Here is a 16,053-nt window from a genome sequence, read left to right as displayed (position 1 = left end):
GGATAACGCGACGCGTCGACAGGCTCGGCGGCATATGGTCTGCCTGCCCCGGGAGGGAGGGGGTTCGGGATGGAAGGGCCGCTTGATCAAGTGAATGAGCGAACGATCGATTTTGGTCAGGCGGATGGGCGGGTGATCGAGTTGCGGCGTTCGGGTCGGCGCACAGCGCGGTCAGCCGAGCGGCCCGGGCAGGGGTTTCGCGTGGAGGACCGAGAGGCGCGAGACGGCACGGGTCAGCACGACGTAGAGGCGGTTCAGGCCCTTCGGCTCGGCGGTGGCGATGTCGGCCGGCTCGTGGACGATCACATGGTCGTACTCGAGGCCTTTGACCAGGGTTGCCGGCACCACGGTCACTCGTGCCTCGGAGTCGACGTCGTCGGGCGTCGCGTGGTCGATGCCGGCCGCCGTGAGATGCCCGCGCAGTCGTTCCACCGCGGTGTCCGCCGCGATCACCGCGACCGAACCCTCGTGCGACAGCGCCCCGGTCACTTCGGCCAGCGTCTCGGCGTCCAGATCGGACGGGTCGGTCACCGGGATCAGGGCCAGGTCGCCGTCGCGGCGCAGCGAGACCGCCTCGGGCACGTCGACGCCGAGCGCCGGCAGCAGGCGGTTGGCCAGGGCGACGACCGAGGCGGGCACGCGGAAGCCGATGGTCAGCGGCACCACGGCGGCCTCCGGCTTGCCGAGATGTTCGAGCGTCGAGCGCCATTCGGCGGCGGCCCACGGCGAGGTGGCCTGGGCGAGGTCGCCGAGCACGGTGATCGACCCGTGCTCGCTCCGGCGGGCGATCGCGCGCGCCTGCATGGGGGAGAGGTCCTGTGCCTCGTCGACGACCACGTGGCCGAAGCTCGCCTCGCGCTCGAGCAGCCCGGCGGCCTCGTCGATGAGCAGCAGGTCGGCCGCGCTGAACTTCGCGGCCTTGACCGTGCGGGGCGGCTTGGCCCAGCGGATCGCCGCCCGCTCCTCGTCGTCGAGCAGCCCGGCCGGAGGGTCGGTCAGCACCTCGGCCACCAGCGCCTCGGGTGTCACCGCGGGCCACGCCGCGTCGAGGAACCCGGTCACCGGGGCGACCTTGCTCATTTTGCGCAGCCAGCCGTCGGTCGGTGAGTTGCCGGTGCGATATTCGGACTGGCGTTGCAGCAGGCCGACCACCCGGGCCCGCACCCGCTCGCGGCCGACCGCATAGGGCAGTCCGTCGCGCCGTGCCTCGTCGACGAGGCGGCGCAGCGGTTCCGCGTCGATACGCCAGCGGTACGACCCGTCCGACACCATGATCGGCTCGGTCGGCTTGGCCAGCCTGCTCCAGAGCGCCTTGCGCAGCACCTCGGCCATGCGTACGTCGTGCTTGATCAGGGCCGCGGCCGGGCTGTCGGTCGCGCGCACCGGCGCCCGGCCGACCAGTTCGTCCACGGTCGCCTGCTGCACCTCGACCTCGCCCAGGGCGGGCAGAACAGCCGAGATGTACGAGAGGAAGGCCGTGTTGGGCCCCACGATGAGCACGCCGGAGCGTCGCAGCCGCTCGCGGTGCAGATAGAGCAGATAGGCGGCGCGGTGCAGGCCGACGGCGGTCTTACCGGTGCCGGGCGCGCCCTGTACGCAGATCGAGTCGGTGATCTCGGCGCGCACCAGTTCGTCCTGCTCGGGCTGGATCGTCGCCACGATGTCGCGCATCGGTCCGACGCGCGGCCGCTCGATCTCGGCGGTCAGGATGCGGCTGCTGGTGCCCAGTTCCTCGCCACGGTCGAGGTGTTCGTCCTCGAAGCTGGTCAGCTCGCCCTTGACGAAGCCGAACCGGCGGCGGGTCGCGACGCCCTGCGGGTCGCGCACGCTGGCCCGATAGAACGAGCGGGAGAGCGGGGCGCGCCAGTCGAGCACCATCGGCTCCCCGGCGTCGTCGGTGACGTGCCGGCGGCCGACGTGGTAGGCCGACTCGTCGATGTCGAGGCGGCCGAAGAAGAGCGGGGTGGTGGGGTCGTCGGCAAGTTCCTTGACCCGGCGGGCCATGTGCCGTCCGAGCTGCTCGGCGGTGTAGGCGTCACCGGCGACCCGGTCGCCGGTGGAGAAGAGGGCCTCGGCGCGACCTCGCATGCGGGCCAGCGCGGCTCGTGACTCGGCGAGGTGCGTGCGTTCGGCGGCGAGTTCGGTGTCCAGGTCAAAGGTGGGCACGGTGCATCCTCAGGCAGGGTGGTTCCTGGCTGCTCGCGTATCCGGAAGGGGCTGATCCGTCGCCCTCGGCGCGGGGGACGTCCGCTGCGGTGCATGCTCACCACGGCCGTCAAGCGGCCGCCCACGTTACGCCACCCTCGCGTCTACCTCTACTGAATTTAGCGCGGTAGCCGATCTAATCCCAGCGCGGTACCGTTTAGGTATGACTACTCAGATCGCAGTTCGTCTACCGGATGACCTGGTGGGATTCGTGGACGACCAAGTCCGAGCCGGCACCGCGAGCAGCCGGGCCGCAGTTGTGGTGCGCGCTCTCGAACGGGATCGGCGGCGGGCCGCTGCCGAGCGGGACGCCGCGATATACGCGGCGGAGCACGAGCGCGGTGACCTGGACGATCTCGCGGAGTGGGCCGGCGGGCAGTCGCTGGACATCGACTGATGCGCCCGATTCACCTCGCGCAGCTCGACAAGACCCGTCCGGTCCTTGTTCTTACGCGGGAGCAAGTCCGGCCCTATCTGAAATCGATCACTGTCGCGCCGATTACCAGTACCGTCAGAGGCCTTTCCACGGAGGTGCCAGTCGGCAAGGAGAATGGCCTCGACCATGACTCCGTCGTGTCCTGCGACAACGTCACGACAGTTCCCCGGTCGGCGCTCGGCCGGCGCGTGGGCTTCCTGCTTCCGGCGCAGGAGCCCGAGTTGGCCGAAGCCATCGCGGCGGCGTACGACCTGGAAGCCTGATTTTCCCTGCCCGTGAAGAATGGGTGGTATGGCGGATGAGGGCTGGCCCCTCGTGCGACGTGAACCACCTTCGGTTCCTGTCGCGGGTAAAGCTGCGGGGGCAAGGGATAGCGTCGCATCATGAGCGACAGCGCCGTACGCCCCCGGGTCGGGCACATCCAGTTCCTCAACTGCCTCCCGATCTACTGGGGCCTGATGCGGTCCGGCGCTCTCATCGACGTCGATCTGCACAAGGACACGCCCGAGAAGCTCAGCGCCGACCTGGTCGCCGGCAAGCTCGACATCGGCCCGATCACGCTCGTCGAATACCTGCGCCACGCCGACGAACTGGTGCTGCTGCCCAACCTCGCGGTCGGCAGCGACGGCCCGGTGCTCAGCGTCAACCTGATCTCGACCCGGCCGCTCGCCGAGCTCGACGGCCGCCCGGTCGCGCTGGGCTCGACCAGCCGCACCGGCGTGCTGCTGGCCCAGATGCTGCTGTCCGAGCAGTTCAAGGCCGAGCCGGAGTATTTCCGCTGCCCGCCCGAGCTCAACCAGATGCTGCTCGAGGCCGACGCCGCCGTGCTGATCGGCGACCCGGCCCTGCGCGCGATGTATGAGGCGCCCCGCCTCGGCCTGGAGGTCACCGACCTCGGCCTGGCCTGGCGCGAGTGGACCGGCCTGCCGATGGTCTTCGCCGTCTGGGCCGCCCGCAAAGACTTCGCTGCCTCCCACCCCGGCGTGGTCAAGGACGTGCACGAGGCGTTCCAGCGCTCGCGCGACCTCAGCCTCGGCGAGCTCGACAAGGTCGCCGAGGCCGCGGCCCGGTGGGAGCCGTTCGACGCCGAGACCCTGGCGACCTACTTCCGGGCGCTCGACTTCTCGCTCGGCGAGCGGCAGATCGCGGGCGTCCGCGAGTTTGCCCGGCGTGCGGCGGCTCGCGGCGAGGTGCCCCCGTTGCCCGAGGACGGCCCGGTTTTCGCCGAAGTTTGATCTAGGAGGGCGCAGGCTCTAGTGCGAGCCTGTCCATCGGTGTCGCGATCACCGGCGACCAGGCCGTCTCGAGGTTCACCGCGGTGGCCGGCGAGTTCACGTCCGAGGTGACCGTGATTCGCTCCACCGGCGGCGTCGACCTCGAGATCGCGCCGATCAAGGACCTCAAGCTCGGCCGTGGTGAGTCGGCCGCCCTCCCGATCACGATCCAGAACGCCGGCAGCGAGGCCGTCGACACGGTCGGCGTGGCCGTCGCGGGCGAGTTCGGCCTGACCGCACTCGCCGCCTACCGCAACTGCCTCCCGCTCGAAGAGCTGGAAGGCGAGGAAGGCGCTGACGAGGGTGACTCCGCTGGTCAGGGCGGCGGCCTGCCGATCACCGGCGCACCGACCGGCCTGGTCGCGCTGGCTGGCGCGCTCCTGCTTCTGGCGGGCGGCGCGACGGCCTTCCTCTTCCGCCGCCGGCGAGTGATCACCACGCTTTAGAGCTTTTCGTACGTTCGTCAAGGCCACCCCGTGTCACCGGGGTGGCCTTGCCTTTCCTCGCTATCCTGCGACGGATCATGAAGAGTTCCGAGTTCGACGGGTGGGAGCGCGCCCGGTGGGCGGGCCGCGCGGCCGCCTACGACCGCAGCTTCGCCCGTCTCTGTGCCCATCCCGCCGCGGCCCTGCTCGACGCGGCCGGGGTCGACAAGGGGCACCACCTGCTCGACGTCGGCACGGGCACCGGCACCGTGGCCGCCCTCGCCGCCTCGCAGGGCGCGACAGTGGTGGCGGTCGACGCCGAACCGTCCATGCTCGACCTGGCCGCGAGCCGCCTGCCGGCCAACGCGACGGTGCTGGCCACGCTGCCCGTGCTGCCGTTCCCGGCCCGTGCGTTCGACGCCACGGTCGGCAACTTCGTGATCAATCACGTCGGCAATCCGGCGGCCTCGGTCTCCGAGATGACGCGGGTGACCCGTCCCGGCGGCCGGATCGCGCTGACCGTGTGGCCGTCCCCGCCGCCGACGCCCCAGCGGTTGTGGAGCGAGATCTTCGACGCGGCCGGCGCCGAGCGACCGTCCATGTTGCCCCGGCTCGATCCGGGCCACGAGTTCCCTCGTACGCGGGACGGGGTTTCCGCTCTTCTGGAGGGCGCCGGCCTGGCCGAGGTGACCTGTACCACTCTCTCGTGGACGCTGCACATCGACCCGGACGATTTCTGGGCCGGCCCTGCCGCGGGGCTGAGCACGGCCGGAATGGTCTTCGACCACCAGCCGCGGTCGGTGATTCCCGAGATCCGGGGCGCCTTCGAGGAGATCACCGCCGCCTACCTCACCGGCACGGGTCTGCTCGCCCTGCCCACAACGGCCCTGCTGGCCTCGGGGCTAAGGCACTGACATCGCGGGCGCCGCGGCTCGCAGACGGGCCGCGTCACGACTCGGCGGTTCACCGAACTGACGACGGTATTCGCGGCTGAACTGCGACGCGCTGTCGTAGCCGACGCGATGACCGACCCCGGTGACGTCGTTCGGCCGGGTAGCCAGCATCAGCCGGGCCTCCTGGAGCCGGATCTGCTTCTGGAACTGGATCGGGCTCATCGCGGTGACTGCCTGGAAGTGCCGGTAGAAGGCCGACACGCTCATGCCCGCCCGTCGCGCCACGTCATCGACCTTGAACGACTCCCGGTAATTGCCCCGGATCCACTGCACCGCCCGGGCCACGTGGGCGAGGCTGCTGTCGGCCAGGCCGAGATGGCGTACGGTGGCCCCCTGCTCGCCCGTGACCAGGCGCCACAGCATCTCGCGGCGGATCAGGGGCGCGACGACCGGGATGTCGCGCGGCGTCTCGAGCAGCCGCAACAGGCGTACGGCGGCGTCGATCAGTTCGGCCGAGGCGTCACTCACCGCGATCGCCGACGGGGGACTGCCGGCCGGTGGCAGCGAGCCCGCCGGGGCCTGGAGCAACACCTCGGCGATCTCGGCCGGGTCGAGCACCAGCCCGAAGCCCAGCGCCGGTGCCTCGGTGTAGTGGCCCGTCACGGGCAGGTCGACCGAGGCGACGAGGTATTGGCCGGCGCGGTATTCGTAGACGCGGTCACCGAGCGCGAGCGTCTTGGCCCCCTGCGCGATGAGTGCGAGCACCGTGCCCGACATCGAGGTCGACGACTCGTACGCCCGGGTGGCCTTGCCGATCAGGACGCCGTCGATCGCCGTCGTCATCGCGGGGCGGGCGTGGCGGTCCAGGAGGGTGCGTAGTTCGTCGAGCGACACGCTTCCCATTACACCGCGCCGTGAGAGAAATAGGCAAGTAAGAGCGAGCCCCGTTCTACGCCACACGACCGTGAGCTGGTGACATTGAGACAAGCAAGTCACAGCGTACGAAATGAGGGGTTGAATCATGCGGGTCGCGATCGTGTGTGGCGGCAGTTCGGGCATCGGGCGGGCGACGGCCGTCCAGCTCGCGCAGCGGGGGATCGGTGTCGTGCTCACCTACAACGGCAACCCGGACGGGGCGCGGGACACCGTGGCCCTGATCGAGAAGGAGGGCGGAACGGCGCTCGCGCTGCGTCTCGACGTCGGCCGCACGGAAGATTTCGTCGCCTTCCGTGACCAGGTCGCCGCCGCGCTGCGTGACACCTGGCAGCGGGACACCTTCGACTATCTGGTCAACAACGCGGGGTTCGGTGGGGCGGCGATGTTCCCCGACGTGACCGAGGAATTGTTCGACCGGTTCATGCGGGTGCTGCTCAAGGGGCCGTACTTCCTGACCCAGGCGCTGCTGCCGCTGCTCGCCGACGGCGGCGCGATCGTCAACGTCAGCAGCGGCTCGGCCCTGCCCTCGGCGCGGGTCGAGGCGGGCTACTCCGCTTACGCCACGATGAAGGGCGGGCTGAACACGATGACCCGCTACCTGGCCAAGGAACTCGCTCCACGTGGGATTCGGGTCAACGCTGTCTCGCCCGGCCCGACGCGCACCCGGCTGGCCGACGCGTCGGGCGTGGTGGGCTTCGACGCCTATCCCGAGGTGATCCCGATCCTGGCCGCCAAGACGGCGCTGGGCCGTCTCGGCGAGCCGGACGACGTCGCCGCGAGCATCGTCAGCCTGCTCGGTGACGAGGGGCGCTGGATCACCGCCCAGAACGTCGACGTCTCGGGTGGTTACGAGCTCTGACCGTTCAGCGCCTCGTCGTCAGCAGCTTGTCGAGGGCGGCCACGTCGTCGGCCGACAGGTGCCAGGCGCCCGCGGCCGCGTTCGCCTGCACCTGCTCGGCCGTGGTGGCCCCGGCGATCACGCTGGCCACCGCGGGCCGGGCGGCCAGGCCGGCGATCGCCACGTCGAGCAGGCTGTGGCCGCGCTCGGCGCCGAACGCGGTGAGGGCGTCGATCGTGTCCCAGTCGGCGCCGTCGAGCCAGCGCTGGTAGCGGTCGAGCGACAGCCGGGTGCCCGCGGCGGGCTTGACGCCCCGCTGGTATTTGCCGCTGAGCAGGCCCGAGTCGAGCGGGAAGAACGGCAGCAGGCCCAGCCCGAACTGCTCGCAGGCCGGCACGACCTCGGTCTCGACCTCGCGGTGGAGCAGGCTGTATTGGTTCTGCGCGCTGACGAACGGGGTCAGGCCGCCGGCCCGCGCGGTCCAGTCGGCGTCGGCGATCTGCCACCCGGCGAAGTTCGAGTTGCCCAGGTAGCGGACCTTGCCTCCGCGAACCAGGTCGTCGAGGGCGGCCAGGGTCTCGTCGATCGGCGTGCCCGGGTCGGGGTCGTGGATCTGGTAGAGATCGATGTAGTCGGTCTCCAGCCGGCGCAGCGACGACTCGACCGCCCGCACGATGTAGCGGCGCGAGCCCCGGGCGTCGAAGTCGTTGCCGTTCAGGCCCTCCATGTTCATGCCGAACTTGGTCGCCAGCACGACCTCGTCGCGCCGGCCCTTCAGCGCCGCGCCCAGGCACTGCTCGGAGGCGCCGTGCGGGGTGCCGTAGATGTCGGCCGTGTCGAACAGCGTGATTCCCGCGTCGAAGGCGGCGTCGACGACCTCACGGGTGCCCTCCGCGTCGAGCTTGCGGCCGAAGTTGTTGCACCCGATGCCGACGACGGAGACGACCAGGCCCGAACTGCCCAGCCGTCGATAGTTCATGTCACTCATGCATCCGACCCTATGCCCGTTCGGGCCGACGTTTGCCCGGGGTGGCATTGCATCGGTGGTTATCTATTGACACAGGTCGGAAACAAAACCGACTCTCGGTGAGAGCGCTCTCCATCCCCCTGTAGCGGAAGGTGTCTCCCCGTGCGAACCCGTGCCCTCCTGGCCGTTCTGGCCGTCTTCATCGCCGTGGCCGTATCCCCACCGGCCGCCCAAGCCATCGGACCCGCCCTGCTGCCCGTCACGGTCTCCAACAACACCGGTCGCGGCGAGGCGGTCCACCTCTACGTCATCGGCATCCAGCTCTCGTCCGGCCGGCTCGGCTACGTCAACCAGGGCGGCACGTTCACGCCCTGGACCGGCGGGGCACTTCCCCCGGCCCCGGCACCCGACGTCTCCATCCCCGGCGCGGGCAACGGCGGCTCGACGACAATCCAGTTCCCTCGCGGCTTCTCCGGCCGGGTCTACTTCTCTTTCGGCGAGAAGCTCAAGTTCTTCCTGACCCCCGACGGCCTGGTGCAGCCGGCGCCGTGGGCGGGCGGCGATCCGAACCGCGACATCCTGTTCGACTGGAGCGAGTTCACCTACAACGACGCCGGGCTGTGGCTGAACAGCTCGCAGGTCGACATGTTCGCGGTGCCGCACGCGGTGTCGGTGACCGGGGCCTCGGGCGCTACCAAACGCACCGGCGACCTGGTCGCGAACGGCCGCGACAATGTCATCAACACCCTCCGCGGCACATCAGGGCTGGCCAACACCGTGTACGCCCGCTCGGACGGGACGGTGCTGCGGGCGCTCGCGCCGGGCAAGGCGGCCGGGGCCGGGCTGATGAGCAACACGTACCTCGACCCGTACATCGCCTCGGCCTGGAACGCGTACACCGGGAAGAACTTGACGGTGGTGCCGTTCGGCGATCAACCCAACACCCGTTACTTCGGGCGTACGTCGGGCAACGTCATGCGCTTCACCAACAGCTCGGGCGCGCAGGTCGCGCAGTTCAACCGCCCGTCGTCATCCTCGGTTTGGGGCTGCGACGGCGACCTTCCCGCGCCGAACGACCAGGTGGTGGGGCCGATCTCGCGCACCCTCTGCGCGGCCCTGAACCGCGGCACGCTGGGCACGATCGACACGCAGCCGAGCCTCAACGCAGCCGACTTCTACAAGAACAACCCGACCAACGTGTACGCCAAGGTGATCCACGCGAACATGCAGGACGGGAAGGCGTACGCGTTCGCCTTCGACGACGTCGGGGCGTTCGAATCGCTGGTGCACGACGGGGATCCGCGCTCGGCCGGCCTGCACCTGACCCCGTTCACCGGCGGCGGCACGAACCCGCAGCCGACCGGGGTTCCGGTGATCAGCTCGCTCAACAACAAGTGCATCGACGTGCCGAACTCGAACTTCGTCGACAGCGCGCCGCTGCAGATGTGGACCTGCAACAACACCAACGCCCAGAAGTGGACCTTCACCGGCGGCACGCTGCGCAGCCAGAACAACAAGTGCATGGACGTGCAGGCCGCGGGCACGGCCAACGGATCGCCGATCCAGCTCTACACGTGCAACGGCACCGCCGCCCAGCAGTTCGTGCTGAACGCGGCCGGCGACCTGGTCAACCCCCAGGCCAACCGCTGCGTCGACATCAAGGACGTCAACCCGGCCGACGGCGCCCGCCTGCACCTCTGGGACTGCCTCGGCGCCGCCAACCAGAAGTGGCGCAAGGGCTGACCTCACTGGCATCTTCAGTACGTGATCTATCTCGGCGGCGGTGGCAGCGAGCACGATGAAGCCCGGCTGTGGGACGAGGTTTTCGCGAGCGGTCAGAGAATCACGGTCTGGCCGCACGCGATGCCTCGTTCCCGCTGGGCCGCCGTCGAGCAGTGGCTGACCGAGGCCCTGGCATCCCGGGGCGAGTTCGCGATCGCCCCGGCCAGGGCTCTGCCACGTCATCACCCCGACCAGCGTCGAGCGATACGACCGGGGCGCGACGTGGCCGCTGCGACACTAGGCTCGGCCGGTGCAGATTCCTTCCCGTGAGCTCACCGCGGACGACCTCGAACTGATCGCGCACGCCCGGCGGATCGTCGACGAGAACAACGACGGCGATGACGGTGTGCACACCATGGGTGCCGCCGTTCGCGCCGCCGACGGGGAGATCTACGGAGGGATCAACCTCTACCACTTCACCGGCGGCCCGTGCGCCGAACTGGTGGCGCTGGGCCACGCCCGGGCCTCCGGCGCCCGAGAGTTGTCGACCATCGTGGCGGTCGGCGATCGCGATCGGGGCCCGATCGACCCGTGCGGGCGCGACCGGCAGATCCTGTTCGACTATCACCCGGGCATCCGCGTGCTGCTGCCGACGGACCGGGGAGTCTGCAGCGTCGTTGTCGAGGACCTGATGCCGCTCTCCGCTCGCTGGTCCAGCGAGACCGGCGCGCAGCCCTACAGCCCGCCGGCGCCCTAGCCGTCCGTCGGGTGGGCCAGGTCGCGGTAGGCTGGGCGCAGCAGGTCGACCAGCGGGATGTGCCGTACGCGCACCGGCGGCGCGTCCAAGGCCCGCAGGAGAAGCTCGGGCGGGGCCGAGACGCGGGCTGGGCGTTCGCGCAGGCGACTGAGGCTGATGGCCGGCGAATAGAAGTCGGCGAGCCGATCCGCCAAGGACGATTCCTCGACAGTCAGTGGGTCAGCCACCGGCGCCGGGTCAGGCGTGCCGCGCAGGGCGTTCAGCAAGTCCTCGCGCGGTCGGCCGCGCCAGGCGAGCACCAGGAACGGGTCGTCGTCGAAGGCTTCGGCCAGTACGTAGAGGACGGCGGAACCGTGCTTGCAGGGCACACTCCAATCCGGACAGTTGCACCGGATGTCGAGCTGTTCGGGGAACAGCGGCGCGTCGTGGGCCGTGAACAGGTCGACGATCTCGTGCGGCATCTCGCCCGCCAGCAGGGCTGCGCGATAGAGGGCCTGCGCACCGAGGGCGTCGGTCAGTTCGGTCCACTGTGCCTCGTCGAAGGCCTTGATCTCGATGGTGACCTGGTAGGGCTGGGGGCGTGAACCCTGGACCCGGGCAGTGACCTGGCCGGCGGCGAGGGCGAAGTCCATCACCTGGCCCTTGCGCGCATAGGTGCGGCCGCGGGTCAGGCGGCCCGGGTCGCACACCTGCTCGAGCACGTCGACGAACCGGCGCGACCACCACTGCTCGCCGATCTTGCCGCGCTTGGCCCGTACGGCGATGCCGCCCTCGACCTCGATCGGGCGGCTGGCCTCGAAGAATCGGCCCTCGGGATCGATCGGCATGTCAGCGCACCGCCGCGGGGTCGAGCGCGAACAGCTCGCGCAACTGGTCGGTGTTCAGGTCGGTGATCCAGTCTTCGCCGGTGCCGACGACCGAGGAGGCGAGCGCCTTCTTCCGCTCGATCATCGCGTCGATCTTCTCTTCGAGTGTTCCGGTGCAGATGAACTTGCGCACCTGCACGTTGCGCGACTGTCCGATGCGGAACGCGCGGTCGGTTGCCTGATTCTCGACCGCCGGGTTCCACCACCGGTCAAAGTGGACGACGTGGTTGGCCGCGGTCAGGTTGAGACCGGTGCCGGCCGCCTTCAGCGAGAGGAGGAAGAGCATCGGCTCGTCGTCGGTCTGGAAGCGGTCGACCAGTTCGTCCCGCTTGGCCTTCGAGAGTCCACCGTGGAGCCAGAGGACGGGACGGTCGAGGTGGGCGGCGAGGTATGGCTGAAGCAGCGAGCCCCATTCTGCGTACTGGGTGAAGATCAGGGCCTTGTCGCCGTCCTCGATGATCTCTTCGGCGAGCTCCTCGAGGCGGGCCAGCTTGCCCGAGCGGGCGGGTAGTCGTGAACCGTCCTTGAGCAGGTGAGCTGGGTGGTTGCAGACCTGCTTGAGCTTGGTCATCGCGGCCAGCACGTTGCCCCGCCGCTGGATGCCCTCGCTGCCCGAGATCGCCTCGATCATGTCTTCGACCACGGCCTGATAGAGCGTCGCCTGCTCGGGCGTGAGCGTGCACCAGACCTTCATCTCGTTCTTCTCGGGCAGGTCCGAGATGATCGTTTTATCCGTCTTGAGGCGCCGCAGCACGAACGGCCCGGTGGCCCGCTTCAGGGCAGCGGCGGCGTCCTCGTCCTGCCGCACCTCGATCGGTTCCTGGAAGCGGCGGCGGAACCGCTTCATCGGCCCGAGCATGCCGGGGTTGCAGAAGTCCATGATGGACCACAGTTCGGCCAGGTGATTCTCGACCGGGGTGCCGGTCAGAGCGAGACGCGTACGGGCGGGGACCGCGCGTACCGCCTGGGCCTGGCGAGTGCTGCTGTTCTTGATCGCCTGCGCTTCGTCGCACGCGATGCGTCCCCACTGGACACTCTTCAGCGTTTCGAGGTCGCGCGTGGCCGTGCCGTAGGTCGTCACCACGAGATCAGCCTGCTGAACAGCGGCGTCGAAGTCTTCGCCGCGCTGGCGGGTGCCGCCGTGATGGACGTAGACCCGCAGGCTGGGCGCGAACCGTGCGGCCTCCTTGTGCCAGTTGCTGACCAGTGACATCGGACAGACGAGCAGGGTCGGCGCGACGGGGCCGTCGGCTGCGGCTCGCTCGGCCAGCAGCAGCGACAGCGTCTGAGCCGTCTTGCCCAGACCCATGTCGTCGGCGAGGATGCCGCCCAGCCCCAGGCGCGACAGGAAGTGCAGCCAGGAGAGACCACGTTCCTGGTACGGCCGGAGGCTGCCCTGGAAGGTGGGCGGTGTCGGGACCGGGGTGAGTCGTTCCGCGCTCTGCCCCGAGAGCAGATCGCCGAGCAGGCCGTCGGCGTCGACCTCGACCAGCGGCAGGTCTTCCTCGCCGCCGTCGACAACCTGCTGAAGCGCCTCGCCCGCGGTCAGTTCGCCCTCGCGGCGCTGGCCGACCGCCTTGAGCGCCGCCTTCAGCTGGCGGTCGTCGAGCTCGACCCACTGGCCGCGCACCCGCACCAGCGGCACCTTGAGCCGGGCGAGCTCGGCCAGTTCCTCGGCGGTCACCGTGCTGTCGCCGATGACCAGGTCGAGCCGGAAGTCGACCAGCTCGTCGAGGCCGAAGCCCGAGTCGGCGACCGCGCGCGACGCCGTGCCGCGCGTCTTGGACCGGGTGGTGAGCTTGAGGCCCACGCCCTTGCGGCCGGCCCAGGCCGGCAACTGCACCCCGAAGCCGGCCGCCTGCAGCAGCGGCGCCGCCTGCTGCAGGAACTCGTGCGCCTCGGCGGTGTCGATCTCCATCGCGGCCGGTTGCGGCTCTTGCAGCGCCAGGTGGAGCAGCGGGAAGAGCCGCACCGCGCGGCCGAGCCCGGCCAGCAGGGTCTCGTCGGGGCGCGGCGGCAGGCCGGGGAAGCTGCCGCCCTCCCAGACGTCGGCCGCGGCGAGGTAGAGGCTCGGATCCTCGGATGACTGCAGCGCGAAGTCGAGCCCCCACATGTCGGAGCCCACCTCGGGCTCGAGCAGGCGGAAGCTGACCCGGATCGGGCCGTTGGCCTCGTAGGCCGCCCGCAGCCAGTCGTCGAGGGCCTTCCGCAGGTCGCGCTCCTCGTCGGGCCGGGCGCCGGGCAGGGCGGGGTCGGCCGCTGTGAGGGCGGCGATCCACCGGTCGGGCAGCGGTCCCTTCGGCCCGGCGCGGTGGCCGAGCAGGATGCGTTCGGGCATGAGAGCTCGCGCCGCGCCGTCGACCAGCGAGTCGAGCGCGCCGCGCAGGGTCTGCGCCACCCCGCTGTCGCCGGCCGCGCGGACGATCGGCGGCATCGCGGTGGCGAAGTCGCGGTAGGTGGCCGCGTCGGCGCCGGTGATCACCGGGCGCCAGCGGGCCGCGGGCAGGCCGGCCTCGGTGACGAGTTGCGGCAGCATGCGGCCGCGTCGGGCCAGGTCGCAGGCGTGACCGGCCAGCACGCTCAGGTAGCGCAGCGACGACGCGGGAAGCCAGGGGCCGGAAGGGTCGGGGTCGGCCAGCGCGCCCAGCGCCTCGAGCGCCGCGTCGCCCGGCAGGAGGAGGGCCGGGACGGGCCACTCGGCCAGCCGCACGCCGCGGCCCGACGACTCGGCGCCCGTGTCGGGCGAGGGGAGCGGACCACGGGCCATGCTGGGCAGATGGAGCGACAGCGAGCCCGCGGTGGCCTTGCCGAGCGCGTCGCGGACCTCGTCGGACGACTCGCTGAGCGTCGCGAGCAGCGCCTCGGCCCGGACGGCGAAGGGGTGTGGCCGCTGCCGGGCCCGTGAGGCGGTGGTCAGGGGCAGGGACGGATCCTCCGCCCAGAGCGCGAGCTGACCCGGTCGGTCAGCGCCCGGCACCCAGCCGCCATGCACGACGAGCACATCCACCCCCTGGAATGAGGTATCGAGCGTAGCCAGCCGTGGGCGCGGGAACGAGCCGCCACTCGGTCGGGTGGCTCACTGCACCGTCCCGCCGACTGACGCCCACGGCGGCGGGGACGTAATCTCGACAGCGTGACGGCGAACCCGGAGATCGACAGCGTCCTGCAGCGAGCCGCCGACGGCGGGCGGATCACGCCCGAGGAGGCGCTGCTCCTCTACACCGAGGCCCCGTTCCACGCGCTGGGCGAGGCCGCCGACGCCGTTCGCCGCCGTCGCCACCCCGACGGCGTCGTCACCTACCTGATCGATCGCAACATCAACTACACGAACGTGTGCGTCACCGCGTGCAAGTTCTGCGCCTTCTTCCGCGCGCCCAAGCACGCCGAGGGCTGGTCCCACCCGATGGAAGAGATCCTGCACCGCTGCGGCGAGGCGGTCGATCTCGGCGCCACCCAGGTGATGCTGCAGGGCGGCCACCACCCCGACTTCGGCGTGGAGTACTACGAAAATCTCTTCGCCTCGGTCAAGCAGGCCTATCCGCAGCTCGCGATCCACTCGATCGGCCCGAGCGAGATCCTGCACATGGCCAAGGTCTCGAACGTCTCGATCGAGGACGCGGTTCTGCGCATCAAGGCCGCCGGGCTCGACTCGATCGCCGGGGCCGGCGCCGAGATGCTGCCCGACCGGCCGCGCAAGGCGATCGCCCCGCTGAAAGAGAGCGGCGCCCGCTGGCTCGAGGTGATGGCCGTGGCCCACCGCAACGGCCTCTCGTCGACCGCCACGATGATGATGGGCACCGGCGAGACCCACGCCGAGCGCATCGAGCACATCCGCATGATCCGCGATGTGCAGGACCTGGCCGTCGCCAACGGCTACGACGACGCGGCCGTCGAGACGTCGCATGGGGTCGGGGGCTTCCGGGCCTTCATCCCGTGGACTTATCAGCCCGAGAACAACCACCTGAAGGGCCGCACCCAGGCCACGACGATGGAATACCTGCGGTTCCTGGCGATGTCGCGGCTGTTCTTCGACAACGTGTCGCACCTGCAGGCGTCGTGGCTGACCACCGGCAAGGACGTCGGCCAGCTCTCGCTGCATCTGGGCGTCGACGACCTCGGCTCGATCATGCTGGAGGAGAACGTCATCTCCTCGGCCGGCGCCCGGCACCGGTCCAACCTGCACGAGCTGATCTGGATGATCCGCACGGCCGACCGCATCCCGGCCCAGCGCGACACCCTCTACCGCCACCTGTCCGTGCACCACACGCCGGCCGACGATCCCACCGACGACCGGGTCGTGTCGCACTTCTCGTCGATCGCGATACCGGGCGGGGGCGCGGGCCGCAAGGAGCTCCCGCTGGTCGAGGCTTCGTAAATTGCGGCTGAAAGTTTGACAGACAGACAACGTCTGTCAATGCAATCTGTCATGCATGTCGAACAGCAGCGTGTCACTTATGACCGCGGTGGTGACCGCGATCGTCGTTTTCTTCTTCACCGCGGCGTGGGTCGCCAGCAAGTCGGCGCGCTCCAACCTGCGGACGGCGAAGGCGGCGGTCGCCCCCGCGCGTAAGGCCGTCTGGTCGACGGTCGGTGGCGTGATCAAGCTCGGCGCGCTCGTCGTCTTCCTGCTGATCGTGCTGGTCGCGTGGCAGGCCAGCAATACGGACGAGGAGGGCGCTGGGCGGTCCCCGGCGTCCGGTCCGAGCCCTTCGGCGGGTCGTGGTTGACCGTTCG

General features: G+C 70.1%; 15 protein-coding genes. 10 read left to right on the top strand and 5 right to left on the bottom strand.

Going from position 1 to position 16,053, the window contains the following annotated elements; all coding sequences use genetic code 11:
* Positions 1-171 precede the first annotated feature (171 nt).
* Entirely contained in the window at positions 172-2,166 is a 1,995-nt protein-coding gene (locus tag EER30_RS10705; RefSeq protein ID WP_127500162.1) for a HelD family protein, read from the bottom strand.
* 202 nt (positions 2,167-2,368) lie between these two features.
* On the opposite strand from EER30_RS10705, the gene EER30_RS10700 reads away from it, so the two are divergent.
* From EER30_RS10700 to EER30_RS10680, 5 genes are all read left to right on the top strand, one after another.
* Complete coding sequence (locus tag EER30_RS10700; RefSeq protein ID WP_127500161.1) at positions 2,369-2,602, top strand: ribbon-helix-helix domain-containing protein; 234 nt, start codon at positions 2,369-2,371, stop codon at positions 2,600-2,602.
* Positions 2,602-2,904 (top strand): type II toxin-antitoxin system PemK/MazF family toxin, encoded by a 303-nt coding sequence (locus EER30_RS10695; protein WP_127500160.1) that lies wholly within the window; start codon positions 2,602-2,604, stop codon positions 2,902-2,904. The genes EER30_RS10700 and EER30_RS10695 overlap by 1 nt, the downstream gene beginning before the upstream one ends.
* A gap of 120 nt (positions 2,905-3,024) precedes the next feature.
* On the top strand, positions 3,025-3,876 hold the full coding sequence (locus EER30_RS10690; RefSeq protein WP_127500159.1) for a menaquinone biosynthetic enzyme MqnA/MqnD family protein: 852 nt from the start codon (positions 3,025-3,027) through the stop codon (positions 3,874-3,876).
* Between the two features lie 83 nt (positions 3,877-3,959).
* Positions 3,960-4,361 carry an LPXTG cell wall anchor domain-containing protein gene (locus EER30_RS10685; RefSeq protein WP_164842272.1) on the top strand — a complete coding sequence of 134 codons (402 nt, stop codon included), beginning with the start codon at positions 3,960-3,962 and terminating at the stop codon, positions 4,359-4,361.
* Positions 4,362-4,438: 77 nt separating this feature from the next.
* Positions 4,439-5,254 (top strand): class I SAM-dependent methyltransferase, encoded by an 816-nt coding sequence (locus EER30_RS10680; RefSeq protein WP_127500157.1) that lies wholly within the window; start codon positions 4,439-4,441, stop codon positions 5,252-5,254.
* Here EER30_RS10680 and EER30_RS10675 read toward each other — a convergent pair.
* On the bottom strand, positions 5,243-6,127 hold the full coding sequence (locus EER30_RS10675; protein WP_127500156.1) for an AraC family transcriptional regulator: 885 nt from the start codon (positions 6,125-6,127) through the stop codon (positions 5,243-5,245). The genes EER30_RS10680 and EER30_RS10675 overlap by 12 nt on opposite strands.
* A gap of 127 nt (positions 6,128-6,254) precedes the next feature.
* Between EER30_RS10675 and EER30_RS10670 the strand changes: the two genes are divergently transcribed.
* A complete protein-coding gene (locus tag EER30_RS10670) occupies positions 6,255-7,028 on the top strand; it encodes an SDR family NAD(P)-dependent oxidoreductase (protein WP_127500155.1) in 774 nt (257 codons plus the stop codon).
* A 4-nt stretch (positions 7,029-7,032) separates the two neighbouring features.
* Here the strand turns inward: EER30_RS10670 and EER30_RS10665 are convergent, their stop codons facing one another.
* Positions 7,033-7,995 carry an aldo/keto reductase gene (locus EER30_RS10665; protein ID WP_205650158.1) on the bottom strand — a complete coding sequence of 321 codons (963 nt, stop codon included), beginning with the start codon at positions 7,993-7,995 and terminating at the stop codon, positions 7,033-7,035.
* A gap of 141 nt (positions 7,996-8,136) precedes the next feature.
* Here EER30_RS10665 and EER30_RS10660 point away from each other — a divergent pair, with 141 nt between their 5' ends.
* On the top strand, positions 8,137-9,717 hold the full coding sequence (locus EER30_RS10660; protein ID WP_127500154.1) for a beta-1,3-glucanase family protein: 1,581 nt from the start codon (positions 8,137-8,139) through the stop codon (positions 9,715-9,717).
* A 289-nt stretch (positions 9,718-10,006) separates the two neighbouring features.
* On the top strand, positions 10,007-10,453 hold the full coding sequence (locus EER30_RS10655) for a cytidine deaminase family protein (protein WP_127500153.1): 447 nt from the start codon (positions 10,007-10,009) through the stop codon (positions 10,451-10,453).
* Here the strand turns inward: EER30_RS10655 and EER30_RS10650 are convergent.
* Positions 10,450-11,280: an SWIM zinc finger family protein gene (locus tag EER30_RS10650; RefSeq protein WP_127500152.1), complete on the bottom strand. Its 831-nt coding sequence runs from the start codon at positions 11,278-11,280 to the stop codon at positions 10,450-10,452. The two genes, EER30_RS10655 and EER30_RS10650, sit on opposite strands and share 4 nt — an antisense overlap.
* Position 11,281: 1 nt before the next feature.
* Positions 11,282-14,320: a DEAD/DEAH box helicase gene (locus EER30_RS10645; RefSeq protein WP_127500151.1), complete on the bottom strand. Its 3,039-nt coding sequence runs from the start codon at positions 14,318-14,320 to the stop codon at positions 11,282-11,284.
* 132 nt (positions 14,321-14,452) lie between these two features.
* Here EER30_RS10645 and mqnC point away from each other — a divergent pair, with 132 nt between their 5' ends.
* Together mqnC and EER30_RS10635 are read left to right on the top strand one after the other, a co-directional pair.
* On the top strand, positions 14,453-15,694 hold the full coding sequence (gene mqnC / locus EER30_RS10640) for a cyclic dehypoxanthinyl futalosine synthase (RefSeq protein WP_127500150.1): 1,242 nt from the start codon (positions 14,453-14,455) through the stop codon (positions 15,692-15,694).
* A gap of 55 nt (positions 15,695-15,749) precedes the next feature.
* The gene (locus tag EER30_RS10635; RefSeq protein WP_127500149.1) at positions 15,750-16,046 is read left to right on the top strand and encodes a hypothetical protein; all 297 of its coding nucleotides are present in this window, start codon (positions 15,750-15,752) and stop codon (positions 16,044-16,046) included.
* Positions 16,047-16,053: the final 7 nt, after the last annotated feature.

The sequence above is a fragment of the Actinoplanes solisilvae genome (assembly GCF_003999975.1).
Taxonomy (GTDB): domain Bacteria; phylum Actinomycetota; class Actinomycetes; order Mycobacteriales; family Micromonosporaceae; genus Actinoplanes; species Actinoplanes solisilvae.
This window is presented reverse-complemented; position numbering and strand designations above follow the sequence as displayed.